Annotated in this window: 23 protein-coding genes; 16 read left to right on the top strand and 7 right to left on the bottom strand. The window is 60.1% G+C overall.

From position 1 onward, the window contains the following. Positions 1–44 precede the first annotated feature (44 nt). Both AC0ZWN_RS25820 and preA read left to right on the top strand, forming a co-directional pair. Entirely contained in the window at positions 45–1412 is a 1368-nt protein-coding gene (locus AC0ZWN_RS25820; RefSeq protein ID WP_476337151.1) for an NAD(P)-dependent oxidoreductase, read from the top strand. Next, on the top strand, positions 1413–2687 hold the full coding sequence (preA, locus tag AC0ZWN_RS25815) for an NAD-dependent dihydropyrimidine dehydrogenase subunit PreA (protein WP_093440896.1): 1275 nt from the start codon (positions 1413–1415) through the stop codon (positions 2685–2687). A 211-nt stretch (positions 2688–2898) separates the two neighbouring features. Here preA and AC0ZWN_RS25810 read toward each other — a convergent pair whose 3' ends face one another. Beyond that, complete coding sequence (locus tag AC0ZWN_RS25810; RefSeq protein WP_007919317.1) at positions 2899–3519, bottom strand: TetR/AcrR family transcriptional regulator; 621 nt, start codon at positions 3517–3519, stop codon at positions 2899–2901. Between the two features lie 139 nt (positions 3520–3658). Between AC0ZWN_RS25810 and copC the strand changes: the two genes are divergently transcribed. Beyond that, on the top strand, positions 3659–4021 hold the full coding sequence (gene copC, locus AC0ZWN_RS25805) for a copper homeostasis periplasmic binding protein CopC (protein ID WP_476337148.1): 363 nt from the start codon (positions 3659–3661) through the stop codon (positions 4019–4021). Between the two features lie 3 nt (positions 4022–4024). Further along, complete coding sequence (gene copD, locus AC0ZWN_RS25800; RefSeq protein WP_476337147.1) at positions 4025–4882, top strand: copper homeostasis membrane protein CopD; 858 nt, start codon at positions 4025–4027, stop codon at positions 4880–4882. A gap of 78 nt (positions 4883–4960) precedes the next feature. On the opposite strand, the gene AC0ZWN_RS25795 is transcribed toward copD, so the two are convergent. Both AC0ZWN_RS25795 and AC0ZWN_RS25790 read right to left on the bottom strand, forming a co-directional pair. Next, a complete protein-coding gene (locus AC0ZWN_RS25795) occupies positions 4961–6103 on the bottom strand; it encodes an HlyD family secretion protein (RefSeq protein ID WP_476337145.1) in 1143 nt (380 codons plus the stop codon). Then, positions 6100–7755 carry an MFS transporter gene (locus tag AC0ZWN_RS25790; RefSeq protein ID WP_476337144.1) on the bottom strand — a complete coding sequence of 552 codons (1656 nt, stop codon included), beginning with the start codon at positions 7753–7755 and terminating at the stop codon, positions 6100–6102. Before AC0ZWN_RS25790 ends, AC0ZWN_RS25795 begins: the two co-directional genes overlap by 4 nt. Positions 7756–8072: 317 nt before the next feature. On the opposite strand from AC0ZWN_RS25790, the gene AC0ZWN_RS25785 reads away from it, so the two are divergent. The 6 genes from AC0ZWN_RS25785 (at position 8073) to AC0ZWN_RS25760 (ending at position 14317) form a co-directional block, all read left to right on the top strand. After that, a complete protein-coding gene (locus tag AC0ZWN_RS25785) occupies positions 8073–9368 on the top strand; it encodes an OprD family porin (protein ID WP_460129190.1) in 1296 nt (431 codons plus the stop codon). A 283-nt stretch (positions 9369–9651) separates the two neighbouring features. Then, complete coding sequence (locus AC0ZWN_RS25780) at positions 9652–10476, top strand: NAD-dependent epimerase/dehydratase family protein (protein ID WP_476337142.1); 825 nt, start codon at positions 9652–9654, stop codon at positions 10474–10476. Positions 10477–10506: 30 nt separating this feature from the next. Beyond that, on the top strand, positions 10507–11400 hold the full coding sequence (locus AC0ZWN_RS25775; protein ID WP_476337140.1) for an SMP-30/gluconolactonase/LRE family protein: 894 nt from the start codon (positions 10507–10509) through the stop codon (positions 11398–11400). 61 nt (positions 11401–11461) lie between these two features. Further along, on the top strand, positions 11462–12433 hold the full coding sequence (locus AC0ZWN_RS25770; RefSeq protein WP_460129196.1) for a TRAP transporter substrate-binding protein: 972 nt from the start codon (positions 11462–11464) through the stop codon (positions 12431–12433). Positions 12434–12509: 76 nt separating this feature from the next. Beyond that, positions 12510–13037: a TRAP transporter small permease gene (locus AC0ZWN_RS25765; protein ID WP_093440938.1), complete on the top strand. Its 528-nt coding sequence runs from the start codon at positions 12510–12512 to the stop codon at positions 13035–13037. Beyond that, entirely contained in the window at positions 13037–14317 is a 1281-nt protein-coding gene (locus AC0ZWN_RS25760) for a TRAP transporter large permease (protein ID WP_016986826.1), read from the top strand. The genes AC0ZWN_RS25765 and AC0ZWN_RS25760 overlap by 1 nt, the downstream gene beginning before the upstream one ends. Before the next feature lie 42 nt (positions 14318–14359). On the opposite strand, the gene AC0ZWN_RS25755 is transcribed toward AC0ZWN_RS25760, so the two are convergent. The 3 genes from AC0ZWN_RS25755 to AC0ZWN_RS25745 form a co-directional block, all read right to left on the bottom strand. Further along, entirely contained in the window at positions 14360–15160 is an 801-nt protein-coding gene (locus AC0ZWN_RS25755) for a sulfite exporter TauE/SafE family protein (RefSeq protein ID WP_116254960.1), read from the bottom strand. 9 nt (positions 15161–15169) lie between these two features. Then, positions 15170–16414: an NAD(P)/FAD-dependent oxidoreductase gene (locus tag AC0ZWN_RS25750; protein WP_476337137.1), complete on the bottom strand. Its 1245-nt coding sequence runs from the start codon at positions 16412–16414 to the stop codon at positions 15170–15172. A 167-nt stretch (positions 16415–16581) separates the two neighbouring features. Beyond that, on the bottom strand, positions 16582–16923 hold the full coding sequence (locus tag AC0ZWN_RS25745) for an ArsR/SmtB family transcription factor (protein WP_007915092.1): 342 nt from the start codon (positions 16921–16923) through the stop codon (positions 16582–16584). A gap of 91 nt (positions 16924–17014) precedes the next feature. On the opposite strand from AC0ZWN_RS25745, the gene AC0ZWN_RS25740 reads away from it, so the two are divergent. Beyond that, positions 17015–17878, top strand: coding sequence for an MBL fold metallo-hydrolase (locus AC0ZWN_RS25740; RefSeq protein ID WP_186624574.1), 864 nt, complete (start codon positions 17015–17017; stop codon positions 17876–17878). 96 nt (positions 17879–17974) lie between these two features. Here the strand turns inward: AC0ZWN_RS25740 and bkdR are convergent, their stop codons facing one another. Then, positions 17975–18463 (bottom strand): Bkd operon transcriptional regulator BkdR, encoded by a 489-nt coding sequence (gene bkdR / locus AC0ZWN_RS25735; RefSeq protein WP_476337134.1) that lies wholly within the window; start codon positions 18461–18463, stop codon positions 17975–17977. A 185-nt stretch (positions 18464–18648) separates the two neighbouring features. On the opposite strand from bkdR, the gene AC0ZWN_RS25730 reads away from it, so the two are divergent. From AC0ZWN_RS25730 to AC0ZWN_RS25710, 5 genes are all read left to right on the top strand, one after another. After that, positions 18649–19884, top strand: coding sequence for a 3-methyl-2-oxobutanoate dehydrogenase (2-methylpropanoyl-transferring) subunit alpha (locus AC0ZWN_RS25730; RefSeq protein ID WP_003224001.1), 1236 nt, complete (start codon positions 18649–18651; stop codon positions 19882–19884). 1 nt (position 19885) lies between these two features. Further along, positions 19886–20944 (top strand): alpha-ketoacid dehydrogenase subunit beta, encoded by a 1059-nt coding sequence (locus AC0ZWN_RS25725; RefSeq protein ID WP_003224000.1) that lies wholly within the window; start codon positions 19886–19888, stop codon positions 20942–20944. Beyond that, positions 20945–22216, top strand: coding sequence for a dihydrolipoamide acetyltransferase family protein (locus AC0ZWN_RS25720; protein WP_476337133.1), 1272 nt, complete (start codon positions 20945–20947; stop codon positions 22214–22216). A 7-nt stretch (positions 22217–22223) separates the two neighbouring features. Then, positions 22224–23597, top strand: coding sequence for a dihydrolipoyl dehydrogenase (gene lpdA, locus AC0ZWN_RS25715; RefSeq protein WP_476337131.1), 1374 nt, complete (start codon positions 22224–22226; stop codon positions 23595–23597). Positions 23598–23842: 245 nt separating this feature from the next. Continuing rightward, entirely contained in the window at positions 23843–24862 is a 1020-nt protein-coding gene (locus AC0ZWN_RS25710) for a branched-chain amino acid aminotransferase (protein WP_007915073.1), read from the top strand. The last annotated feature ends 333 nt before the right edge of the window (positions 24863–25195 follow it).

The following is a 25195-nucleotide window of genomic DNA, read 5'->3' as shown; positions in this document are numbered from 1 at the left end:
CCCATCAGAGGCAGAGAACCTCAATAACCGTGAGGCAAAAAACCGTGATCGAGACCCTGAACCATCTCCCCCACCCGCACGAAAGCGCGGCCGCCCTCGCCGGGCATTTCACCGATCTGGCGCCGCCACTCAACGACCGGCAGGCGCATCTGGAAGCCTCGCGCTGCCTGTATTGCTACGACGCGCCGTGCGTCAATGCGTGCCCCAGCGAGATCGACATCCCGTCGTTCATCCGCAACATTCATCAGGACAACGTCCCCGGTGCGGCGCAGAAAATCCTCTCGGCGAACATCCTCGGTGGCAGTTGCGCGCGGGTCTGTCCAACCGAGATCCTTTGCCAACAAGCCTGCGTGCGCAATAACGCCCAGGAATGCGCGCCGGTGTTGATCGGCCTGTTGCAACGCTACGCCGTGGACAACGCGCACTTCAGCGAACATCCGTTCCAGCGCGCCGCAGCGACCGGCAAACGCATCGCCGTGGTCGGTGCCGGGCCGGCCGGTTTGTCCTGTGCGCATCGCAGCGCCATGCACGGTCATGACGTGGTGATTTTCGAAGCTCGGGAAAAGGCTGGCGGCCTCAATGAATACGGAATCGCCAAGTACAAACTGGTCGACGACTACGCGCAGAAGGAACTGGATTTCCTTCTGCAGATCGGCGGCATCGAGATTCGTCACGGGCACAAGCTCGGCGAGAATCTGACCCTCAGCGAACTGCATCAACAGTTCGATGCGGTGTTCCTCGGCCTCGGCCTCAGCGCAAGCAAGCAACTCGGTTTGGCCCACGAAGATGCCCCCGGCCTGCTCGCTGCCACCGACTACATTCGCGAATTGCGCCAAGCCGATGACCTCACGCAACTGCCATTGGCCGAACGCTGCATCGTCCTTGGCGCCGGTAACACCGCGATCGACATGGCCGTGCAAATGGCTCGCCTTGGGGCTCGCGACGTCAATCTGGTGTATCGCCGGGGCGCTGCCGACATGGGCGCTACCGGTCATGAACAGGACATCGCCAAAGCCAATCAGGTACGCCTGCTGACCTGGGCGCAACCGGAAGAGGTGCTGCTCGACGCTCAGGGCCAGGTGCGCGGTATGCGTTTCGCCCGCACCGATCTGGTCGACGGTCGCCTGCAAACCACCGGCGAGACCTTCGAACTGGCCGCCGATGCGATCTTCAAAGCCATCGGTCAGGCCTTCGACGGCAGCGCCCTCGCCGACCCGTTGGCCCGTGAACTCAAGCGTCAGGGCGAACGCATCTACGTCGATGAAAACCTGCGCACCAGCATCCCCGGCGTGTATGCCGGCGGCGACTGCACCAGCCTCGATCAGGACCTCACCGTGCAAGCCGTGCAGCACGGCAAACGCGCCGCCGAGGCGATCAATGCTCAACTGATGCTTAACGTGGAGGCTGCGTAAATGGCCGATCTGTCGATTGTCTTCGCTGGCATCAAAGCGCCGAATCCTTTCTGGCTGGCCTCTGCGCCGCCCACCGACAAAGCCTACAACGTGGTCCGTGCCTTTGAAGCGGGCTGGGGTGGCGTGGTCTGGAAAACCCTCGGAGAGGATCCGGCGGCGGTCAACGTGTCGTCGCGTTACTCCGCGCATTACGGCAACAACCGTGAAGTGCTGGGCATTAACAATATCGAGCTGATCACCGACCGTTCGCTGGAAATCAACCTGCGCGAAATCACTCAGGTGAAGAAGGACTGGCCGGATCGCGCGCTGATCGTTTCGCTGATGGTGCCGTGCGTGGAGGAATCGTGGAAACACATTCTGCCGCTGGTGGAAGCCACCGGCGCTGACGGTATCGAGCTGAATTTCGGCTGCCCGCACGGCATGCCCGAGCGTGGCATGGGGGCGGCGGTCGGTCAGGTGCCGGAGTACGTCGAACAGGTCACGCGCTGGTGCAAGACCTATTGCTCGCTGCCGGTGATCGTCAAACTGACGCCGAACATCACCGACATCCGCGTCGCCGCCCGCGCCGCCCATCGCGGCGGTGCCGATGCAGTGTCGCTGATCAATACGATCAACTCGATCACCAGCGTCGACCTGGAACACATGGTCGCCCTGCCCACCGTCGGCAGCAAAAGCACCCACGGCGGTTATTGCGGCTCGGCGGTGAAGCCAATTGCGCTGAACATGGTTGCGGAAATTGCCCGCGACCCGCAGACCCAGGGCTTGCCAATCTGTGGCATTGGCGGCATTGGCAGTTGGCGCGATGCGGCAGAATTCATGGCGCTGGGCAGCGGCGCGGTGCAGGTGTGCACAGCGGCGATGTTGCATGGGTTCCGCATTGTCGAGGAGATGAAGGACGGTTTGTCGCGATGGATGGACAGTCAGGGTTACGCCAGCATCGCCGAGTTTTCCGGGCGTGCGGTGGGCAATACCACGGACTGGAAGTACCTCGACATCAACTATCAGGTGATCGCCAAGATTGATCAGGACGCGTGCATTGGTTGCGGGCGTTGCCACATTGCTTGTGAGGACACTTCACACCAGGCGATCAGCAGTCTGAAGCAGGCGGACGGCACGCATAAATATGAAGTGATTGATGAGGAGTGTGTGGGCTGCAATCTGTGCCAGATCACGTGTCCGGTGGCGGACTGTATCGAGATGGTGCCGATGGAGACTGGGAAGCCGTTTCTGGACTGGAATCATGATCCGCGGAATCCGTATCACGTTGCGGTCTAGATCGCCGACTGATCCAACAGCCCCCTCACCCTAACCCTCTCCCAAAGGGAGAGGGGACTGATTGGGGGATGCTTCAGAAATCCACCGACGTGAACGATTTGCTTTGAATCCACAATCGACTCGGTTTTTCAGGTCGATATATCTCGCAGGACACCTCGGTCGGCCCCCTCTCCCTCCGGGAGAGGGCTGGGGTGAGGGTTGGCTTTTGCTTTCAGGGTTCCAACCCGATCCCACGCAATATCACACTCGTCACCGTCTGCACCGCCCGTTCAAACTGCATATCCGACAACGGCTGATGCTCATTCAGAATATTCACCTGATGATCAAAGTCAGCATAGTGCTGTGTCGACGCCCAGATCATGTACAGCAAACTCGACGGTTCCACCGGCAGAATCCGCTTGTCCTCGACCCACTGACGAATCTTCGCTTCCTTCATCTTCGCCCAGTCATACAGGCTGACATCCAGCGCCTCGCCCAACGTTGGCGCGCCGTGGATGATCTCGTTGGCCCAGACTTTCGAGCCGTACGGTCGGCTGCGCGAGTGGTTCATCTTGGCGCGGATGTAGCTGCTCAGCACCACGCGCGGATCGTCGAACATCTCAAAGCACAGCGCATCCTGTTTCCATACTTCCAGCAGATCGAACAGCACCGCGCTGTACAGCTCGCTCTTGGTGCTGAAGTAATAATGCAGATTGGAACGCGGCAACTGCACCTCAGCCGCGATGTCGGCCATGGCCGTGCCGCCGAAGCCTTTTTCGGCGAAGACTTTTTCCGCCGCGAGGAGAATTTTCTCGACGTTGTTGCGACGAATCTCGATCTTGTGATTGCCCATGAGGGCTCCCTGACAACAGCGTTGCCCAAGACTAGCATCCGCTCTGGTCCGCGGGCGACCGCTGCAAACAAAACTTCGTACTGGCGTGAGCGGATGGCTAAACTGACGCTTCTTCGATCCTGCCTCAGAGGTATCCGCGATGCTGTTCAAGAACGTCCTGACCACCACTGCCCTGCTCGCTTCGCTGTTCGCCGCATCTTCCGTATTTGCCCACGCCCACCTGAAAAGCCAGACCCCGGCCGCCGATAGCACCGTCGCTGCTCCCGCCGATTTGCGCCTGACCTTTTCCGAAGGTGTCGAGGCCAGTTTCACCAAAGTCACCTTGACTCGCGATGGCGCACCGGTCGCGGTCAAACCGCTGATCACCGAGGGCGACAAGAAAACCCTGATCGTTACCCCCGCAGCTCCTTTGAGCGCCGGCGAGTACAAAGTCGAATGGCACGCAGTGTCTGTCGACACGCACAAAAGCGAAGGCGCCTACCAGTTCAAGGTGAGTCAGTAATTCATGAGTGAAGCGCTGGTGCTGTGCCGCTTTGTGCATTTCATCGTGGTGTTGATGCTGTTCGGGGCCTGGCTGTTCAGGCCGTTGCTGCTCAAGGATGAAGCGCCGCAAGTGGATCGGCACCTGGCGCGACTGGCGCGTTGGCTGGCGACTGTCGCACTGCTCAGCGGAATTGCCTGGGCGCTGTTGATCACCGCGAGCATGGCCGGTTCGGCAGCGGCGGCGTTTGACCCAGACACGGTTGCGCTGGTGCTGGGTCATACGTTTTTTGGTCAGGTGTGGCGTTGGCATTTGCTGATCAATGCCGCGCTGTTGGCGCTGTTGTTCACGCCTTGGCGTTCGAGCATGCCGTTGCGTTTGGGCTTGAGCGGCTTGCTGCTGGCGACCCTCGCACCGGTCGGACATGGCGCCATGCTCGATGGCGTGAGCGGGCAATTGCTGATTCTCAACCAGATCGTTCATTTGACCTGCGTGGCGGCGTGGTTGGGCGGGTTGTTGATGCTGGTGCTGATTCTGCGTCAGCCGACGGAACCGATGCGTGAAGTGTTGCGGCGTTTCAGCGGCGTCGGTTATGCGCTGGTCGCGGGGCTGCTGCTGACGGGATTGATCAATGTCCGCGTGCTGACCGGCCAGTGGTGGCCGACGCCGTTGTTCAGCGGGTTTGCGTTGATCCTGTTGATCAAGGCGCTGATCGTGCTGGGAATGCTTGGATTGGCGTTGTTCAATCGTTTGCGGATTGATGATTGCGAGCAGCGGATGGGCGCGCTCAGGCGCAGTGTGATGCTCGAATGGCTGCTGGGCATTGGCGCGGTTGCGGCTGTCTCGCTGCTCGGTACCCTGCCCCCGATGATCACAACCTGAAAATCAAAAGATCGCAGCCTTCGGCAGCTCCTACATGGGTAATCTGTAGGAGCTGCCGAAGGCTGCGATCTTTTGATCTTAATGGGGTTGGGTGTTGCCCGCTGCGGTGTCGATGCTGACCACCACCGACATCCCCGGCCGCAAACGCTCCTCTTCCTGCTGATCCGGATCGATGGTGATCCGCACCGGCACCCGCTGGGCAATTTTGACGAAATTGCCGGTGGCGTTGTCCGCCTGCAACAGGGCAAATTCCGAGCCCGTCCCCGGCGAAATATGCTGCACATGCCCGGTGAATCGGCGGTGATTCAGCGCATCGACGGTGAAGCGCACCGGTTGCCCGACGCGCACGTTATCCATCTGGGTTTCTTTCATGTTGGCGATCACCCATTTCTGGTTTGGCACCAACGCCATCAACTGCGCTCCGGAGTTGACGTAGGCACCGAGGCGCACGCCGATCTGCCCGAGCTGGCCATCACGCGGGGCGACGATGCGCGTATTCGACAGATCAATCCGCGCCAGTTGCACCGCCGCTTCGGCGCTGGCCACGGCCGCCTCCAGCGAGCCACGATTGACGATCACTGTTTGCAGATCCTGACGGGCGATTTCCAGATTGGCCTTGGCTTGTGCGACCGCCGCAATGCTTTGCGCATTCGCCGCCAGTGCGACGTCCATCTCGCGCTTCGACACCGAACCGTCGCGCACCAATTCCTGATTGCGGCGCAGATCCGCTTCACTCTTGCGCAACTGCGCTTCGCTGTCGGCCTGCGCCGCCTGACGCAATTTGATCGTCGCCTCGGCGCTGTTGCGTTGCTGCACCACATTGGCCAACGCGGCTTTCTGCACCGCCAGTTGCGCCAGTGACTGGTCGAGTCGCTGCTGATAGATGCGGTCATCGAGACGCACCAGCAAATCCCCGGCTTTCACGTACTGGAAATCCTGCACCGGCACCTCGTAAACATAACCGGCGAGTTGCGGGCCGATGATCGTCACCTGCCCGCGCACCAACGCGTTTTCAGTAGTCTCAACCGCACTGCTGAACGGCGGCAATTGCCAGGCATACAGCACGATCAACACGCCAACGATGGCAATCGCGGCAAAGCCCAGCGAAGAAATGATCCGCACCCGCAGCGAGCGCGGCTCGGTGTTCGGCGATGACGGCGGCGCCACACCCTCAGGCGTGGCGGCAATGGCATTGGTGGTTGTGGTGGTCGGTTCGGTCATGAAGAAGTGGCACCGCTCGAAGGTGTGGATGGCGCTGGGGCGACGGCTTTGGTGGTGCTCATCAGCCACAGCGCGCGAATGGACAGCCAGATCATGGTCAGCACCGCAATCACGGCGATCAGCATGAACACATCGTTGTAGGCCAGCACATTGGCCTCTCGGGTCGCGGCGTTGGACAGGCTGCGAATCCCCGCCAGGTTGCGCAGACTCGGGTCGGCCAGCAACGAGCCATATGCCGAGCCGCCGCTCTGCACGCGCGCGGCCACCAAAGGGTCAGACAGCGTCAGGTGCTCAACGATTTGACTGGAATGAAATTTTTCCCGGACGATCTGAAAAGTGCCCAGAAGCGCCGCACCGAGCAGGCCACCGAGGTTGTTGCAGATCCCGAACAGCACGGAAAAACTCACCAGATTGCGCGGATTGGTCAGCACGTTGCGCGTACCGAAAACCATGGTCGGGCCGAGGAAAAACGTGCTGCCGAACGCCAGCAGAAACTGGCTGAAGTAGAGGTTTTCCGGGCGGGTCAGGTTGTTGGAAAAACTGTCCATCACCGACCCGGTTGCCATCAGTGCCAGCGAGATAATCAGCGGCATCAGCAGGTGTTTCGGGTCGATCGTCAGCGCACTGGTCAACAACCCCGCAACACTGCCGATCAGCATCACCACGTAGAGGCTGTGCAACTGCTCATAGCCCATGTTCAGGTTCTGCATGAAACCGACCGCACCGGTGGACTGCTCCGAGGTGACCATGCGAATCAGGGTCACCGCCAGCGCCAGGCGGATCATCGTCCCGCTGCCAAGCCAGCGGGTCATCAGCAGCGGGTTGCTGCGGTTATGTTCGATGGCCAGACCGGCGAGGATCAAAGCAATCGAGGCAGCCAGCGCGTAGCCGATCCAGTTGGCCTCCAGCCACCAGTCAATCCGCCCCAGCGACAACACCGCACACAGCAGCGCCACGCCAGTGGCGAGAATGGCGAAGGTGAGAAAGTCGAGTTTTTCGAAGGTTTTGAAGCGGTCGCCCGGTGGCAACTTGAGCATCAATACGCAGCCCAGCGACAGCAGTGCCATGCCCAGTTCGAACAGATACAAGCCGCGCCATTCGGCTATCTGCAGCAAGTCTTCGGAAAATAATCGCGCCAATGGCAAGGCCAGTTGCGAGGTGCCGAGGCCGAGTACCAGCGCCTTCAACCGCCACTTCGCCGGGAACGCCTGGACCATGTAATACAGGCCCAGCGAACTCAGCGCCGCGCCCACCATGCCGTGGGCCGCGCGCACCGCCACCGCCGAATTCAGGTCGTTGACGAACAGATGGCCGAAAGTCACCAGCGCATACAGCACCAGAAACACTTCGGTGAATGCACGCAAACCGAACTGCTGACGAAACTTCACCAGCAACAGGTTCATCGACACGTTGGTCATCACATACGCCGCCGGCAGCCAGGCCATTTCGGCGGTGGTCGTGCCGAGTGCGCCTTGCAGATAAGGCAGGTTGGCCACCACCAGCGAGTTGCCCAAGCCACCGGTCACCGCCACCAGTACGCCGACCAGCGCATAGGCCAGGCGCTTGGGGTTGGAGTGCAACGGCGTCGAGGGGGAACCGGGCAGACTGGGCTTTTCGTGGGGCTGCCAGTTGCGCGGGGCGTATTGATCCATTGCAAGGCCTTGTGCGGAAGGTGGGTGAAGTTTGCCGCAAATTCACCGGCAACACACATCCCATGGACAACACAGATACTTGTAGGAGCTGTCGAGTGAAACGAGGCTGCGATCTTTTGATCCTGTTTTTTTTTAAAAAGCCAGATCAAAAGATCGCAGCGTTCCGCAGCTCCTACAAAGTGATCTGCGTCGCGACGGCAAGTCATCGTATAACTTGCTGTTGACATTCCCCTAAAACCTAGGAAATATCCGCAACCATGTTGTACGACGACGTATGACAAATAATAAAAACAACAAACGCAACAGGGAGCGTCACATTGAGCACACTCGCCCGTAATTTCGTCCGCCCTTCCCGCTTTGCCACGCTGCGCCCGCACACCACCCTTGGCCTGATCGGTTGCAGCAGCCTGGCTCTGGCCTTGCCGATGAGCGCCAATGCCGAAGGCTTTCTTGAAGACAGCAAAGCCACGCTGAATCTGCGCAACGCCTACTTCAACCGCAACTTCGTCAACCCGGCCTACCCACAAGGCAAGGCTGAGGAATGGACGCAGAACTTCATTCTCGATGCCAAATCCGGCTTCACTCAGGGCACCGTCGGCTTCGGCCTCGATGTGCTGGGGATGTATTCGCAGAAGCTCGATGGCGGCAAAGGTACGGGCGGTACGCAACTGTTGCCGATCCACGATGACGGGCGTCCGGCCGACAATTTCGGACGGCTCGGCGTGGCGTTGAAGGCCAAAGTCTCGAAGACTGAATTGAAGGTCGGCGAATGGATGCCGGTGCTGCCGATCCTGCGCTCTGACGATGGCCGCTCGCTGCCGCAAACCTTTCGCGGCGGGCAGATCACGTCCACCGAGATCAACGGTCTGACCGTCTACGGTGGCCAGTTCCGAGGCAACAGCCCGCGCAACGATGCGAGCATGGAAGACATGTCCATGAACGGCCGTGGCGCGTTCACTTCCGATCGCTTCAACTTCGGCGGCGGCGAATACACCTTCAACGACAAACGCACCCTGGTCGGCGTGTGGTACGCCGAACTCAGCGACATCTACCAGCAGCAGTATTTCAACCTCAGCCACAGCCAGCCGTTGGGCGACTGGACCCTGGGCGCCAACCTCGGTTTCTTCACCGGCAAGGAGGACGGCAGCGCCCAAGCCGGCGACCTCGACAACAAGACTGCGTTTGCCCTGCTTTCGGCCAAATACGGTGGCAACACGTTTTATGTCGGCCTGCAAAAGCTCAGCGGCGACGACGCGTGGATGCGGGTCAACGGCACCAGCGGCGGCACCCTCGCCAACGACAGTTACAACGCCAGTTACGACAACGCCAAAGAGCGCTCCTGGCAGTTGCGCCACGACTACAACTTCGTCGCCCTCGGCATCCCCGGCCTGACCCTGATGAACCGCTACATCAGCGGCGACAACGTGCACACCGCCACCACCAATGACGGCAAGGAATGGGGCCGCGAGTCGGAGCTGGCCTACACGGTGCAGAGCGGCCCGCTGAAAAACCTAAACGTGAAATGGCGCAACGCAACGATACGCCGGGACTTCAGCACCAACGAGTTTGACGAGAACCGGATCTTTATCAGTTATCCGATTTCGTTGTTGTAAAGCCAGTCGTCACACCGAGTTTCCCTGTGGGAGCGAGCCTGCTCGCGAAGGCGGCGTGTCAGTCGACATCACTTCGAAATGACATACCGCTTTCGCGAGCAGGCTCGCTCCCACAACGGGATTGCATTGCAACCAAGGAATCGTGGTGATCGAAAAGTGAATTAGCCCCTTCCGTCATTTACACCAAAAGTCGCGTTGACAAGTTCCGGAAACCCTACCGATACTTCAGTGCAGTCATACGACAACCTACAACAAACCTAATAACAACGTGTAAGGGCTTGCCATGACGTCTACCTCTACTCCCCACGCCCCGTTCAACCGTTTGCTGCTGACCGGCGCTGCCGGGGGCCTGGGCAAAGTTCTGCGCGAACGTATGCGCCCTTATGCCAATGTCCTGCGCCTGTCGGACATTGCCGCCATTGCCCCGGCCGTCGATGATCGCGAAGAAATCGTCCCTTGCGATCTGGCCGACAAACACGCCGTGCATCAACTGGTCGAAGGCGTCGATGCGATCCTGCATTTCGGCGGCGTCTCCGTCGAGCGGCCCTTCGAAGAAATCCTCGGCGCCAACATCTGCGGCGTGTTTCACATCTACGAAGCGGCGCGCCGGCATGGCGTGAAGCGGGTGATCTTCGCCAGCTCCAACCACGTCATCGGCTTCTACAAACAGGACGAGCCGCTAGACGCCAGCTCCGCGCGCCGTCCCGATGGCTACTACGGACTGTCCAAGTCCTACGGCGAAGACATGGCCAGTTTCTACTTCGATCGCTACGGCATCGAGACCGTCAGCATCCGCATCGGCTCCTCGTTTCCCGAGCCGCAAAACCGCCGAATGATGCACACCTGGCTGAGTTTCGACGACCTCACGCAATTGCTCGAACGCGCGCTGTACACGCCGAACGTTGGCCACACCGTGGTCTACGGCATGTCCGCCAACAAGGACGTCTGGTGGGACAACCGCTTCGCCAGCCACCTCGGCTTCGAGGCGAAGGACAGCTCCGAAGTGTTCCGCGAAAAAGTCGAGGCGCAACCGATGCCGGCCGCCGATGACCCGGCGCGGATCTATCAGGGCGGCGCGTTTGTCGCCGCAGGTCCGTTCGGCGACTGATCACCCTGACAACGACGCGAAGGAATGAGTATGCAAGCCGAATTGATCGTCGATGCCCGCAACGCCGTGGGCGAAAGCCCGGTCTGGGTGCCGCAGGAAAACTCGCTGTATTGGGTGGATATTGCCAACGGCGGGCTGCAGCGCTGGAGCGCCGATACCGGCCACGTGCATGCCTGGAAAACCCCGGAAATGCTCGCCTGCATCGCCCGCCATAGCGGTGGCGGCTGGGTTGCCGGCATGGAGAGCGGCTTTTTTCATCTGCACCCACACAGCGACGGCAGCCTCGACAGCGAACGGCTGGCCAGCGTCGAGCACCGCTGCGCAGACATGCGCCTCAACGATGGTCGCTGCGACCGACAGGGCCGTTTCTGGGCCGGCAGCATGGTGCTGAACATGGGCCTGAGTGCGCCCGAAGGCCGGCTCTATCGCTACAGCGCCGGGCAGTCTGGCGTGATCGCAGCGCAGCTCGACGGTTTCATCGTGCCCAACGGCCTCGGTTTCAGCCCTGACGGCACGACGATGTACCTGTCCGATTCGCACCCCGACGTGCAACTGATCTGGGCGTTCGATTACGACACCGAGACTGGCACGCCGTCGAACCGTCGTGTGTTCGTCGACATGAACCACTTCCCCGGGCGGCCAGATGGCGCTGCCGTGGATGCTGAAGGTTTCTACTGGATCTGCGCCAACGACGCCGGCCTGATTCACCGCTTCGCGCCGGACGGTCGTCTTGATTTCTCACTGGAGGTGCCGGTGAAAAAACCGACCATGTGTGCCTTCGGCGGCAGCCGCATGGACACTTTGTTCGTCACCTCGATTCGTCCCGGCGACGACCACGATCCGCACTCTCTGGCCGGTGGCGTATTCGCCCTGAACCCCAACGTCAAAGGCCTTGCGGAACCCTTGTTCAACGATTTGCTTTAAACCCCTCTGCTGCACCGCTGCGCCTTGAACACAACAATAACAAGACTGGAGACTCACCCCCATGAACTTCAAACGCACCTTGCTGGCCGCTGCACTCCCGCTGATGTTTACCTTCACTGGCGCCGCTCAGGCACTGCAACTCAAATTCGCTGACATTCATCCCGCCGGTTATCCAACCGTGGTGGCCGAAGAAAACATGGGCAAGACCCTGACCAAGGAAACCAACGGCGAACTGACCTTTCAGTACTTCCCGGGCGGTGTGCTGGGTTCCGAAAAGGAAGTCATCGAGCAGATGCAGGTCGGCGCAGTACAGCTGTCTCGCGTCAGCCTGGGTATCGTCGGCCCGGTGGTACCGGACGTGAACGTGTTCAACATGCCGTTCATCTTCCGCGACCATCAACACATGCGTAACGTCATCGACGGCCCGGTGGGCGACGAAATCCTCGACAAAATCACCAACTCCGAATTCGGCTTGGTGGCCCTGGCCTGGATGGACGGCGGCACGCGCAACATCTACACCAAGAAACCGGTACGCAAGCTCGAAGACCTCAAGGGCATGAAAATCCGCGTGCAAGGCAACCCGATGTTCATCGACATGATGAACGCCATGGGCGGTAACGGCATCGCCATGGACACTGGCGAGATCTTCAGCGCCTTGCAGACCGGCGTCATCGACGGCGCGGAAAACAACCCGCCAACCCTGCTCGAACATAACCACTTCCAGAACGCGAAGTACTACAGCCTCACCGGACACCTGATCCTGCCAGAGCCGATCGTGATGTCGAAAATCACTTGGGAAAAACTGACCCCGGATCAGCAGACGCTGGTCAAGACCGCCGCCAAGGCTGCCCAAGCCGAAGAGCGCGTGCTGTGGGACAAGAAGTCCGCTGCCAGTGAAGAAAAACTCAAGGCCGCCGGCGTCGAGTTCATCGAGGTCGACAAGAAACCCTTCTACGACGCCACCGCACCGGTGCGGGAAAAGTACGGCGCGAAGTACGCCGACCTGATCAAGAAAATCGAAGCCGTTCAGTAACGCCTCCCGCTCCGTAATTTTGAAAAAGGCCCGGCATGCCTGATGGCTCAGGCACGCCGGGTTACGGTGGAACCCGATGAAGAATCTACTGCTGCGTATCAACGACAAGATCTACATGACGTGCATCTGGGTCGCCGGCCTTTCCGTTCTGGCGATTTCCCTGATGATTCCCTGGGGCGTGTTCGCCCGCTACGTGCTGGGCACCGGCTCGAGCTGGCCCGAGCCTACGGCGATTCTGTTGATGATGGTCTTTACCTTCATCGGCGCTGCCGCCAGTTACCGCGCCGGTGCGCACATGGCCGTGGCCATGCTCACCGACCGCATGCCGCCGCAGTTGAGAAACGCGGCGTCGATTTTTTCCCAACTGCTCATGGCGTCGATCTGCATTTTCATGACGATCTGGGGCGCCAAACTGTGCATGTCCACTTGGAATCAGTTCATGGCTGCTCTGCCCGATCTGCGCGTTGGCGTGACCTATCTGCCGATTCCCGTGGGCGGCTTGCTGACGCTGGTTTTTGTTCTGGAAAAACTCTTGCTCGGTGATCAGAGCAAACGGCGGGTCGTGCAGTTCGACCTGGTGGAAGAAAGTGAAGGTGCCGCTTAATGGACGCTTTGATACTGCTGGGCAGTTTTATCGTATTGATCCTGATCGGCATGCCCGTCGCCTACGCGCTGGGCGCCGCCGCGCTGATCGGTGCATGGTGGATCGACATCCCGTTCCAGGCGGTGATGATCCAGGTCGCGTCAGGCGTGAACAAATTCTCGCTACTGGCCATTCCTTTCTTCGTGCTGGCCGGTGCGATCATGGCCGAGGGCGGCATGTCGCGTCGGTTGGTGGCGTGTGCCGGGGTGCTGGTGGGTTTTGTCCGCGGTGGCCTGTCACTGGTCAACATTGTCGCCTCGACCTTTTTCGGCGCGATCTCCGGGTCGTCAGTGGCCGACACCGCGTCGGTGGGTTCGGTGCTGATTCCGGAAATGGAACGCAAGGGCTATCCACGGGATTTCTCCACTGCCGTGACCGTCAGCGGCTCGGTGCAAGCCCTGCTGACTCCGCCAAGCCATAACTCGGTGCTCTACTCCCTGGCCGCCGGCGGTACGGTTTCGATTGCCTCGCTGTTCATGGCCGGCATCGTGCCGGGCTTGATGATGAGCGCCTGCCTGATGGTGCTGTGCCTGATCTTCGCGAAAAAGCGCAACTACCCCAAAGGTGAAGTCATCCCGATGCGCCAGGCGTTGAAAATCGTCGGCGAGGCCCTCTGGGGCATGATGGCGATGGTGATCATCCTCGGCGGCATCCTCTCGGGGATCTTCACCGCGACCGAATCGGCGGCGATTGCCGTGCTGTGGTCATTCTTCGTCACCATGTTCATCTACCGCGACTACAAATGGAGTGAACTGCCGAAACTGATGCATCGCACCGTGCGGACGATTTCGATCGTGATGATCCTGATCGGTTTCGCTGCGAGCTTCGGCTACATCATGACCCTGATGCAGATCCCGGCGAAGATCACCACGCTGTTCCTGACCCTGTCGGACAACCGCTACGTGATCCTGATGTGCATCAACGTCATGCTGCTGTTGCTCGGCACGGTGATGGACATGGCGCCGCTGATCCTGATCCTGACGCCGATCCTGATGCCGGTGATTCTCGGCATCGGTGTGGATCCGGTGCAGTTCGGCATGATCATGCTGGTCAACCTCGGGATCGGGCTGATAACACCGCCGGTGGGCGCGGTGCTGTTTGTCGGTTCGGCGGTGGGCAAGGTCAGTATCGAGAGCACTGTGAAAGCGCTGCTGCCGTTTTATGCGGTGCTGTTTCTGGTGTTGCTTCTGGTGACCTACGTGCCGGCGATTTCGCTGTGGTTGCCACATCTGGTGTTGTAAGCGGTTAATGGATCGCAGCCCTCACGGGCTGCGATTTTTGCTTTAAGCCCGCAACAACATATACCCCGCCACCACCAGACAGACACTGGCAAATCCCACCTGCAACGCCCGCGCCGGCACCCGCGCACAGAGCTTACGGCCGATGATCATGCCGACAATGCTGGCGACGATAAACGCCGCACCCTGCGCATCAATCCGCACACCGGCGTGAAACGAGCCGATCACCCCGATTGCCGAAATCAGACTGATCACCATCAACGACGTCGCGACAATTCCGCGCATCTGCACGTCAGTCAGTTGCTTGAACGCCGGCACGATCAAGAAGCCGCCACCGACCCCAAGCAAACCGGACACCACCCCGGTAATCGCGCCCAACGCCGCCAGCGTTGCGGTGCATTTGGCGGTCCAGTCGAAGCGCCCGGTTTCGGCATTGAGCATGCAATTCTTCTGGCCCCAACTGGCGTGACCATGATCACTCGGCCCTTCCTGCTGACGCTCACGGCGCAGCATGCGCCAGGCCACCATGACCATCAGCAGACTGAACAGGATCATCAGGATTTTCTCCGGCAACTGGTGCGCGAAGTAGATCCCCAATGGCGAAAACACCGCGCCGAGCGCGGCAATCAACAACGCCGCACGATAGCGCACCAGGCCATGACGCAGGCCATCGATCGCACCGACCGCCGCCGCACTGCCCACCGCAAACAACGCCACCGGCGCTGCCTGAGTCATCGTCCAGCCGAGGCCGAGGACCAGCGCCGGCACCGCGAGAATCCCGCCGCCGGCCCCGGTCAAACCGAGCACCAACCCCATCACCACACCAAACAGGCTTGCCAGCAACATAGGATGTTCTCAGTCGACTTTGGACAGGCCGGTCAGCCACTCGCGCCCTTTGAGCATGCCGTTCCAGTAGAACCACGGCAGCAGCGTCGCCTTGAGCAACCACGCCGAGCGCCGCGCCACGGTCGGGTCCATCGGGAAGGTCGGCAGCAACTTACCGGCATAACCGAACTCGGCAAGAATCACCTTGCCCTTCTCCACCGTCAGCGGGCAGGAACCGTAACCGTCGTACTTCAGCGGCAGCGGTTGTTGCTTGCGCTGGGCGAGCAGGTTTTCCGCGACCACCACCACTTGCTTGCGCACTGCTGCGGCGGTTTTCGCATTGCTGGTGCCGCAGATGTCACCGAGTGCAAACACCTCGGGATAACGCGCGTGCTGCAGGCTGTGCGGATTGACTTCACACCAGCCGGCCGCGTCGGCCAAAGGACTTTGCGCGATGAAATCCGGCGACACCTGCGGCGGCACCACGTGCAACAGATCGAAGGCTTTCGCTACGCGGCTGACGTTGCCGTCGGCGTCCTTGATCTCGAACCAGGCGGTTTTCGCCGGACCGTCGACCTTGACCAGATTCGAATTGAACGCCAGTTGCGCGTTGTACTTTTCGATGTACTTCATCAACGGCGGCACAAACGTCGCCACGCCGAACAGCGCGGCGCCCGCAAGATTGAATTCGACATGGATGTTGTTCAACACGGCGGTTTTACGCCAGTGATCGCAGGACAGGTACAGCGCTTTTTGCGGCGCTCCGGCGCATTTGATCGGCATCGCCGGTTGAGTGAACAGGGCTTTGCCGCCGCGCAGTTTCTGCACCTGATCCCAGGTGTACTGCGCGTGCTGATAGCTGTAATTGGAGGTGACGCCGTGCTGGCCGAGGCTCTCTTGCAAGCCTTCGATCTTCTCCCAGGCCAGGCGCAGACCGGGGCAGACGATCAGGTTCTGATAGCTGACCGTGCGTTGATCGCTGAGGGTGAGTTGGCGTTGGTCCGGGTCGATTGCGGTGACTGCCGCTTGCAGCCAGTTCGCTTGCCGGGGCATGACCTTGTTCATCGGCCGTGCGGTGTCTTTGACGTCGTAGGCGCCACCGCCGACCAGCGTCCACGCCGGTTGGTAGTAATGCTGGGCGCTCGGTTCGATCACGGTAATTTTCAGCGCAGGGTCACGCTTGAGCAGGCTGGCGACAAAACCGATACCGGCCGTACCGCCGCCGATGACCACGATGTCTGCACTGATGGATGGGCCCCAGTGTTGATCGTTCATTGCTTGTTCCTTTTGCTGCACGCAAGGAGTTTTCTAGCCAACACAAATCCGAATGTGGGAGCGAGCCTGCTCGCGAAGGCGGCGTGTCAGTCGATGCAAATATTGCCTGACCTAACGCTTTCGCGAGCAGGCTCGCTCCCACATTGAACCAGTGTCATGGCTGGCATTTATTGGTGGCCCAGGCTTTTCAGCACGGCCCCGCAATACAACCCGGAGAGGGTCTTCATGACCTGAATGACTTCCGGACTGGCGAGGCCGTAGAAAATGTACTTGCCTTCACGACGGGTCGCGACCAGGCCTTCATCCCGCAGGATGCCCAGTTGCTGGGACAGCGTCGGCTGGCGCACGCCGGTCATCTTTTCCAGTTCGCCAACGTTGCGCTCGCCCTGGGTCAGTTGACACAGGATCAACAGGCGATCCTCATTGGCCATGGCCTTGAGCAACGCGCAGGCCTTGGAGGCCGAGGCGCGCAGTTGGGCGACTTCACATTCGGTCAGACTGGATTGCATTTGCACGAGGCCTTCAAGGTCACTTAAGCTGCGAACATTATGTTTTTAGATAAAGTGTTGCAACCCATTTTCCTTGTTCAGGTTGGTGTCCATGCCCGCGCAGATTGAAGCTTTTCTCGACCCCGCCTCTTCGACCTACAGCTACGTGGTCTATGAAACCGACGGCGGGCAATGTGCGATCGTCGATCCGGTGCTCGATTACGACGGCGCCGCCGGGCGCACCTGCACCGCACAGGCGGACAAAATCATCGCCTTCGTCCGCGCGCACAATCTGCAAGTGCAGTGGCTGCTGGAAACCCATGCCCACGCCGACCACCTGTCCGCCGCGCCTTATCTACGCCGGGAGCTGGGCGGGAAAATCGCCATTGGTGAATCAATCAGCAAAGTGCAAAACGTGTTCAAGGCGCTGTTCAATCTGGAGCCGGAGTTCTGCGTCGATGGCTCGCAGTTCGATCACCTGTTTGCGCCGAACGAGTCATTCAGGATCGGCAATCTCAAAGCCACTGCCCTGCATGTACCTGGGCATACCCCGGCGGACATGGCCTACTTGATCGACGGCGAACAGATTCTGGTGGGCGACACGCTGTTCATGCCCGACGTCGGCACCGCGCGCTGCGACTTTCCCGGCGGCAACGCCCATCAGTTGTTCAACTCGATTCATAAACTGCTGGCCTTCCCGGCCAGCGTGAAACTCTACGTCTGTCACGATTACCCGCCCGAGGGCCGCGCCGCTCAGTGCCAGACCACGGTCGGTGAGCAGCGCAAAAGCAATATTCATGTGCATGACGGGATTGATGAGGCGGCGTTTGTCGAAATGCGCACCCAGCGTGATGCCGGGCTGGGCATGCCGACGCTGTTGCTGCCGGCGATTCAGGTCAATGTGCGGGCGGGGAATCTGCCAGCGGCGGAAGACAACGGCGTCGTTTATCTGAAGATCCCGATCAATAAGCTTTAACAGCACAAGATCGCAGCCTGCGGCAGCTCCTACATCGATCGTTCCCCACGCTCTGCGTGGGAATGCTGCCGGGGACGCTCCGCGTTCCGCTTCGGGTCAGGTGCCTAACGTCAAGCCATTTGCCGGCAACGGCAATGCAGTTTTGTATCTCACCTGCTTCAGCGCAAAACTCGACCGGATATTTGCCACACCCGGCACTTTGGTCAGGAAGTCCATCATGAACCGCTCCAGCGACTGAATCGTCGGCACCAACACCCGAAGCAGATAATCCGGATCGCCAGCCATCAAGTAGCACTCCATCACCTCGGGGCGATCAGAAATCGCCTCCTCGAAATGCTGCAACGCCTCCTCCACCTGTTTCTCCAGGCTGACATGAATGAACACGTTCACATGCAGCCCCAGCAGGTCGGCATCCAGCAGCGTTACCTGCTCGCGAATCAGCCCTAATTCCTCCATTGCCTTGACCCGGTTGAAGCATGGCGTCGGCGACAGATTCACCGAGCGTGCGAGGTCGGCGTTGGTGATGCGCGCATTCTCCTGAAGGCTGTTGAGAATGCCGATGTCGGTACGGTCCAGTTTGCGCATGAGACAAAACCACCTGTTTTTTATGTTTATGCAGAATTTCTATCTGCAAATCATCTCCAGCGCAACGAAACAGAGATAAATATTCTTCTTGCCCGGGCCTATGATTGTTGTAGGACAAGATTTCTTCTACCGAAGAATGACTGCCAGCTCACTACAAGAAATTCACAAGATCGAGCGTAGAAGCCATGACCCAAGCGTATGAACCGCTGCGTCTGCACGTCCCTGAACCCTCGGGCCGTCCAGGCTGCAAAACCGATTTTTCCTACCTGCATCTGACCGATGCCGGTACGGTGCGCAAACCTTCCATTGATGTCGAACCTGCCGACACCGCTGACTTGGCGCGTGGCCTGATCCGTGTGCTCGACGATCAGGGCAACGCCCTCGGCCCCTGGGCCGAAAACGTCCCGGTCGAGATCCTTCGCAAGGGCATGCGCGCCATGCTCAAGACGCGGATCTACGACAACCGCATGGTGGTCGCCCAGCGTCAGAAAAAGATGTCGTTCTACATGCAGAGCCTTGGCGAAGAAGCCATCGGCAGTGCTCAGGCTCTGGCCTTGAACATCGACGACATGTGCTTCCCGACTTATCGCCAGCAAAGCATTCTGATGGCCCGCGAAGTGCCGCTGGTCGACCTGATCTGCCAACTGCTGTCCAACGAGCGCGATCCGCTCAAGGGCCGCCAGTTGCCGATCATGTACTCGGTCAAGGACGCCGGTTTCTTCACCATCTCCGGCAACCTCGCCACCCAGTTCATTCAGGCCGTCGGCTGGGGCATGGCCTCAGCGATCAAAGGCGACACGAAAATCGCCTCGGCATGGATCGGCGACGGCGCCACCGCCGAATCGGACTTCCACACCGCCCTCACCTTCGCCCACGTTTATCGCGCGCCGGTGATCCTCAACGTCGTGAATAACCAGTGGGCGATCTCGACCTTCCAGGCCATCGCCGGTGGTGAAGCCACCACCTTCGCCGGACGCGGCGTCGGTTGCGGCATCGCTTCGCTGCGCGTGGATGGCAACGACTTCTACGCGGTGTATGCGGCATCTGCCTGGGCTGCCGAACGCGCCCGCCGCAACCTCGGCCCGACCATGATCGAATGGGTCACCTACCGCGCCGGTCCGCACTCGACCTCCGATGATCCGTCAAAATATCGTCCGGCCGATGACTGGAGCCACTTCCCGCTCGGCGACCCGATCGCCCGTCTCAAGCAGCATCTGATCAAGGTCGGTCACTGGTCAGAAGAAGAGCACGCCGCCGTCAGCGCCGAGCTCGAAGCCGAAGTGATTGCCGCGCAGAAACAGGCCGAACAGTACGGCACCCTTGCCGGCGGCCAGATTCCAAGCGCCGCGACCATGTTCGAAGACGTTTACAAAGAGATGCCGGAGCACTTGAAGCGCCAGCGTCAGCAGTTGGGGATCTGACATGAACGATCACAACAACAATATTCAGTTGGAAACCGCCATGACCACGACCACCATGACCATGATCCAGGCCCTGCGCTCGGCCATGGATGTGATGCTTGAGCGTGACGACAATGTGGTGGTGTTCGGTCAAGACGTCGGCTACTTCGGCGGCGTGTTCCGTTGCACCGAAGGCCTGCAGACCAAGTACGGCACCTCGCGCGTATTCGACGCCCCGATCTCGGAAAGCGGCATCGTCGGTGTTGCCGTGGGCATGGGTGCTTATGGTTTGCGCCCGGTCGCCGAAATTCAGTTCGCCGACTACGTCTACCCTGCCTCCGACCAGATCATTTCCGAAGCGGCGCGCCTGCGTTATCGCTCGGCCGGCGAGTTCACCGCGCCGATGACCCTGCGCATGCCTTGCGGCGGCGGCATCTACGGCGGCCAGACCCACAGCCAGAGCATCGAGGCGATGTTCACCCAGGTGTGCGGCTTGCGCACGGTGATGCCGTCCAACCCATATGACGCCAAAGGCTTGCTGATCGCCTCCATCGAAAACGATGACCCGGTGATCTTTCTTGAGCCGAAACGCCTGTACAACGGCCCGTTCGACGGCCACCACGATCGCCCGGTAACACCGTGGTCGAAACACCCGCAAGCCCAAGTGCCGGACGGTTACTACACCGTGCCGCTGGACGTCGCCGCGATCACCCGTCCGGGCAAGGACGTGACCGTGCTGACTTATGGCACCACCGTCTACGTATCACAAGTCGCGGCCGAAGAATCCGGCGTGGATGCCGAAGTCATCGACCTGCGCAGCCTGTGGCCGCTGGATCTGGAAACCATCGTCAAGTCGGTGAAGAAGACCGGCCGTTGCGTGGTGGTACACGAAGCCACCCGCACTTGCGGTTTCGGTGCCGAACTGGTGTCGCTGGTGCAAGAGCATTGCTTCCATCACCTGGAAGCGCCGATCGAACGCGTCACCGGTTGGGACACCCCCTACCCGCACGCGCAAGAGTGGGCGTATTTCCCTGGGCCGTCCCGAGTGGGCGCAGCGCTGAAACGGGTTATGGAGGTCTGAATGGGCACGCACGTTATCAAGATGCCGGACATCGGCGAAGGCATCGCAGAAGTAGAACTGTCGCAGTGGCACGTCAAGGTTGGCGATCTGGTGGTTGAAGACCAGGTGCTGGCGGACGTGATGACTGACAAGGCCATGGTCGATATTCCGTCGCCGGTGCATGGCAAGGTGATTGCGCTTGGTGGTCAGCCGGGTGAAGTGATGGCGGTTGGAAGTGTGCTGATCAGCATCGAGGTTGAGGGTGCCGGCAATCTGAAAGAATCCGCCGCGCCTGCGCCTGTTAAAGAAGCACCCGTTGCGCCGAAAGTTGAGGCCGTTGTTGAGAGCAAACCTGCTCCAGCCGCCCCGGGTCCGGCTGCGGTTTGCCAAGGCCCGATGGTGGCTCGCGAAGCAGACGAACGCCCGCTCGCCTCCCCGGCCGTGCGCAAACATGCGCTGGATCTGGGGATTCAATTGCGTCTGGTGCGCGGTTCCGGCCCGGCCGGTCGTGTGTTGCACGAAGACCTTGAAGCCTATCTGGCGCAAGGTCAGTCCAACGCTTCGGCACCAGTGGCCGCCGCTTACGCCCAGCGCAACGACGAAGAACAGATTCAAGTGATCGGCATGCGTCGCAAGATCGCCCAACGCATGCAGGACGCCACTCAGCGTGCCGCGCATTTCAGCTACGTCGAAGAAATCGACGTCACCGCGATTGAAGAACTGCGCGTGCATTTGAATGAAAAACACGGTGCCAGCCGTGGCAAATTGACCTTGCTGCCGTTCCTCGTCCGTGCGCTGGTCGTCGCCCTGCGCGACTTCCCGCAGATGAATGCCCGTTACGACGACGAAGCCCAGGTCATCACTCGCCTCGGCGCGGTGCATGTCGGCGTCGCCACGCAAAGCGATGTCGGCCTGATGGTGCCGGTGGTGCGTCACGCCGAGGCGCGCAGCCTGTGGGACAGTGCTACAGAAATCTCGCGTTTGGCCAACGCCGCGCGTAATGGCAAGGCCAGCCGTGATGAACTGTCCGGCTCGACCATCACCCTGACCAGCCTCGGTGCACTGGGCGGCATCGTCAGCACGCCGGTGCTGAATCTGCCGGAAGTAGCGATCGTCGGCGTGAACAAAATCGTCGAACGGCCAATGGTCGTCAAAGGCCAGGTGGTGATCCGCAAGATGATGAACCTCTCCAGCTCGTTCGATCACCGCGTGGTCGACGGCATGGACGCGGCGCTCTTCATCCAGGCCATTCGTGGCTTGATCGAACAACCCGCCACTTTGTTTGTGGAGTAAGGCGCGCATGCAATCTCTGAACACTACGCTGCTGATCATTGGCGGCGGCCCCGGCGGCTATGTAACGGCGATCCGCGCCGGGCAACTGGGCATCCCGACGATTCTGGTCGAAGGCCAATCGCTGGGCGGCACCTGCCTGAACATCGGCTGCATCCCGTCGAAAGCGCTGATTCATGTGGCTGAGCAGTTTCACCAGACCCAGCATCACAGCCAGCATTCGGCGCTGGGCATCAGCGTTTCGGCGCCGAGCCTCGACATCAGCAAAAGCGTTGAATGGAAGGACGGCATCGTTGATCGCCTGACCACCGGCGTCGCTGCACTGTTGAAGAAGAACAAGGTTCAGGTCATCAACGGCTGGGCCAAAGTCATCGACGGTAAAACCGTGGATGTCGGCGACACGCGCATCCAGTGCGAGCATCTAGTGCTGGCCACTGGTTCGACCAGCGTCAATCTGCCGATCCTGCCGATTGGCGGGCCGATCATCTCCTCCACCGAAGCGTTGGCGCCGAAATCCGTGCCGAAACGTCTGGTGGTGGTGGGCGGTGGTTACATTGGTCTGGAACTGGGCATTGCTTATCGCAAGCTCGGCGCTGAAGTCAGTGTGGTCGAGGCGCAGGATCGTATCTTGCCGGCCTACGATGCGGAGCTGACGCAACCGGTGCATGAAGCGTTGAAGCAACTGGGCGTTAAGTTGTATTTGAAACACAGCGTGCTGGGTTTCGATGGCACGTTGCAGGTGCGCGATCCGGAAGGCGAAACCCTGAACCTGGAAACCGATCAGGTGCTGGTCGCCGTCGGCCGCAAACCGAATACCCAGGGCTGGAACCTCGAAGCGCTGAATCTGGATATGAACGGTTCGGCGATCAAGATCGACAGTCGCTGCCAGACCAGCATGCGCAACGTCTACGCCATCGGCGATCTGAGCGGCGAGCCGATGCTGGCCCACCGCGCCATGGCTCAGGGCGAGATGGTTGCCGAGTTGATCAGCGGCAAAACCCGTGAATTCAGCCCGACTGCGATCGCTGCGGTGTGCTTTACCGACCCGGAACTGGTGGTGGTCGGCAAGACCCCGGACGAGGCCAAGGCTGCGGGGCTGGACTGCATTGTTTCCAGCTTCCCGTTCGCCGCTAACGGCCGGGCGATGACGCTGGAGTCAAAAAGCGGCTTCGTGCGCGTGGTCGCTCGTCGGGACAACCATGTGATTGTCGGTTGGCAAGCGGTGGGCGTTGGCGTGTCGGAGTTGTCGACAGCGTTTGCGCAAAGCCTGGAAATGGGCGCGCGGCTGGAAGACATCGGCGGCACCATTCATGCGCATCCGACATTGGGTGAAGCGGTGCAGGAAGCGGCGTTGCGTGCTTTGGGGCATGCGTTGCACCTGTAGCTGCGTTTATCGTTCCCACGCTCTGCGTGGGAATGCAGCCGGGGACGCTCTGCGTCCCAAAAGCCGAACGCGGAGCGTCCGATGAGGCATTCCCACGCAGAGCGTAGGAACGATCAAGCGTGGGAACGATCAGTGGAGCGAATTCCGGCTGCGAAACCGCTCAAGAATGAAGTATTGTTGTGCCCATCCAAAAAACGTCAGAAGCCTTGAACCGTTTCGGCGGTTGTTCAGTGATAGAGGGTGTCATGGGTAACGAGAGCATCAATTGGGACAAGCTGGGTTTTGACTACATCAAGACCGACAAACGCTATCTGTCGTACTTTCGCGATGGCGAGTGGGACAAAGGCACCCTGACCGAAGATAACGTGCTGCACATCAGCGAAGGCTCGACGGCCCTTCACTATGGCCAGCAGTGCTTCGAAGGCATGAAGGCCTATCGTTGCAAGGACGGCTCGATCAACCTGTTCCGCCCGGACCAGAACGCCCTGCGCATGCAACGCAGCTGCGCGCGTCTGCTGATGCCGACGGTCGACACCGAGCAGTTCATCGAAGCCTGCAAAGCCGTGGTTCGCGCCAACGAGCGCTTCATTCCGCCATACGGCACCGGCGGCGCGCTGTACCTGCGTCCATTCGTGATCGGCGTGGGTGACAACATCGGCGTGCGCACTGCGCCCGAGTTCATTTTCTCGATCTTCTGCATCCCGGTCGGCGCCTACTTCAAGGGCGGCCTGACCCCACACAACTTCCAGATCTCCAGCTACGACCGCGCCGCCCCCCAAGGCACCGGCGCAGCCAAGGTCGGCGGCAACTACGCGGCCAGCCTGATGCCGGGCTCGAAAGCGAAGAAAGCCAACTTCGCCGACGCGATCTATCTGGATCCGATGACCCACACCAAGATCGAAGAAGTCGGTTCGGCCAACTTCTTCGGGATCACCCACGACAACAAGTTCATCACCCCGAACTCGCCGTCGGTTCTGCCAGGCATCACCCGCCTGTCGTTGATCGAACTGGCCAAGACCCGTCTGGGCCTGGAAGTGGTGGAAGGTGATGTGCTGATCGACAAACTGTCGGACTTCAAGGAAGCCGGCGCTTGCGGTACTGCTGCGGTGATCACCCCGATCGGTGGCATAAGCTACAACGACCATCTGCATGTGTTCCACAGCGAGACCGAAGTCGGTCCTGTGACCCAGAAGCTCTACAAAGAGCTGACTGGCGTGCAGACCGGCGACATCGAAGCGCCAGCGGGCTGGATCGTCAAAGTTTGATCTGACGGCGATTGATGTAGAAAAGCCCTCCACCGAGTGATTGGTGGGGGGCTTTTTTTGCGTTTAGTGGGGATTTTTGTGTAGGGCTTGAGATCTTTTCCCCCTCACCCCCGCCCTCTCCCCCAGGGGGGCGAGGGGGAAAGGGAGCCGATCTCGGTTGTTCTCAAGACTGAAGTTCGACTCAAGCTTTCAGGTCGATGGATCAATGCAGTGGTCAACTAATTCCGGACACCTCGATAGGTGGTTTTGACGCCATCGCCCGCTCGTAAGCGGTCGGTGGCAGATATCCCAGTTTCGAGTGCAACCGTTCGTTGTTGTAAAACCCAACGATGT

It is taken from the genome of Pseudomonas sp. 3B-A001-10F, assembly GCF_056313565.1.
This window is presented reverse-complemented; position numbering and strand designations above follow the sequence as displayed.

What these genes read in the sequence shown, in the direction of transcription:
- AC0ZWN_RS25710 (WP_007915073.1), top strand. Translation starts at nt 23,843, where the DNA reads ATGGGTAACGAGAGCATCAATTGGGACAAGCTGGGTTTTGACTACATC.
- AC0ZWN_RS25755 (WP_116254960.1), bottom strand. Translation starts at nt 15,160, where the DNA reads ATGTTGCTGGCAAGCCTGTTTGGTGTGGTGATGGGGTTGGTGCTCGGT.
- AC0ZWN_RS25720 (WP_476337133.1), top strand. Translation starts at nt 20,945, where the DNA reads ATGGGCACGCACGTTATCAAGATGCCGGACATCGGCGAAGGCATCGCA.
- preA (WP_093440896.1), top strand. Translation starts at nt 1,413, where the DNA reads ATGGCCGATCTGTCGATTGTCTTCGCTGGCATCAAAGCGCCGAATCCT.
- AC0ZWN_RS25790 (WP_476337144.1), bottom strand. Translation starts at nt 7,755, where the DNA reads ATGGATCAATACGCCCCGCGCAACTGGCAGCCCCACGAAAAGCCCAGT.
- AC0ZWN_RS25780 (WP_476337142.1), top strand. Translation starts at nt 9,652, where the DNA reads ATGACGTCTACCTCTACTCCCCACGCCCCGTTCAACCGTTTGCTGCTG.
- AC0ZWN_RS25745 (WP_007915092.1), bottom strand. Translation starts at nt 16,923, where the DNA reads ATGCAATCCAGTCTGACCGAATGTGAAGTCGCCCAACTGCGCGCCTCG.
- AC0ZWN_RS25765 (WP_093440938.1), top strand. Translation starts at nt 12,510, where the DNA reads ATGAAGAATCTACTGCTGCGTATCAACGACAAGATCTACATGACGTGC.
- AC0ZWN_RS25740 (WP_186624574.1), top strand. Translation starts at nt 17,015, where the DNA reads ATGCCCGCGCAGATTGAAGCTTTTCTCGACCCCGCCTCTTCGACCTAC.
- copC (WP_476337148.1), top strand. Translation starts at nt 3,659, where the DNA reads ATGCTGTTCAAGAACGTCCTGACCACCACTGCCCTGCTCGCTTCGCTG.
- AC0ZWN_RS25795 (WP_476337145.1), bottom strand. Translation starts at nt 6,103, where the DNA reads ATGACCGAACCGACCACCACAACCACCAATGCCATTGCCGCCACGCCT.
- AC0ZWN_RS25770 (WP_460129196.1), top strand. Translation starts at nt 11,462, where the DNA reads ATGAACTTCAAACGCACCTTGCTGGCCGCTGCACTCCCGCTGATGTTT.
- lpdA (WP_476337131.1), top strand. Translation starts at nt 22,224, where the DNA reads ATGCAATCTCTGAACACTACGCTGCTGATCATTGGCGGCGGCCCCGGC.
- copD (WP_476337147.1), top strand. Translation starts at nt 4,025, where the DNA reads ATGAGTGAAGCGCTGGTGCTGTGCCGCTTTGTGCATTTCATCGTGGTG.
- bkdR (WP_476337134.1), bottom strand. Translation starts at nt 18,463, where the DNA reads ATGCGCAAACTGGACCGTACCGACATCGGCATTCTCAACAGCCTTCAG.
- AC0ZWN_RS25775 (WP_476337140.1), top strand. Translation starts at nt 10,507, where the DNA reads ATGCAAGCCGAATTGATCGTCGATGCCCGCAACGCCGTGGGCGAAAGC.
- AC0ZWN_RS25760 (WP_016986826.1), top strand. Translation starts at nt 13,037, where the DNA reads ATGGACGCTTTGATACTGCTGGGCAGTTTTATCGTATTGATCCTGATC.
- AC0ZWN_RS25750 (WP_476337137.1), bottom strand. Translation starts at nt 16,414, where the DNA reads ATGAACGATCAACACTGGGGCCCATCCATCAGTGCAGACATCGTGGTC.
- AC0ZWN_RS25725 (WP_003224000.1), top strand. Translation starts at nt 19,886, where the DNA reads ATGAACGATCACAACAACAATATTCAGTTGGAAACCGCCATGACCACG.
- AC0ZWN_RS25730 (WP_003224001.1), top strand. Translation starts at nt 18,649, where the DNA reads ATGACCCAAGCGTATGAACCGCTGCGTCTGCACGTCCCTGAACCCTCG.
- AC0ZWN_RS25810 (WP_007919317.1), bottom strand. Translation starts at nt 3,519, where the DNA reads ATGGGCAATCACAAGATCGAGATTCGTCGCAACAACGTCGAGAAAATT.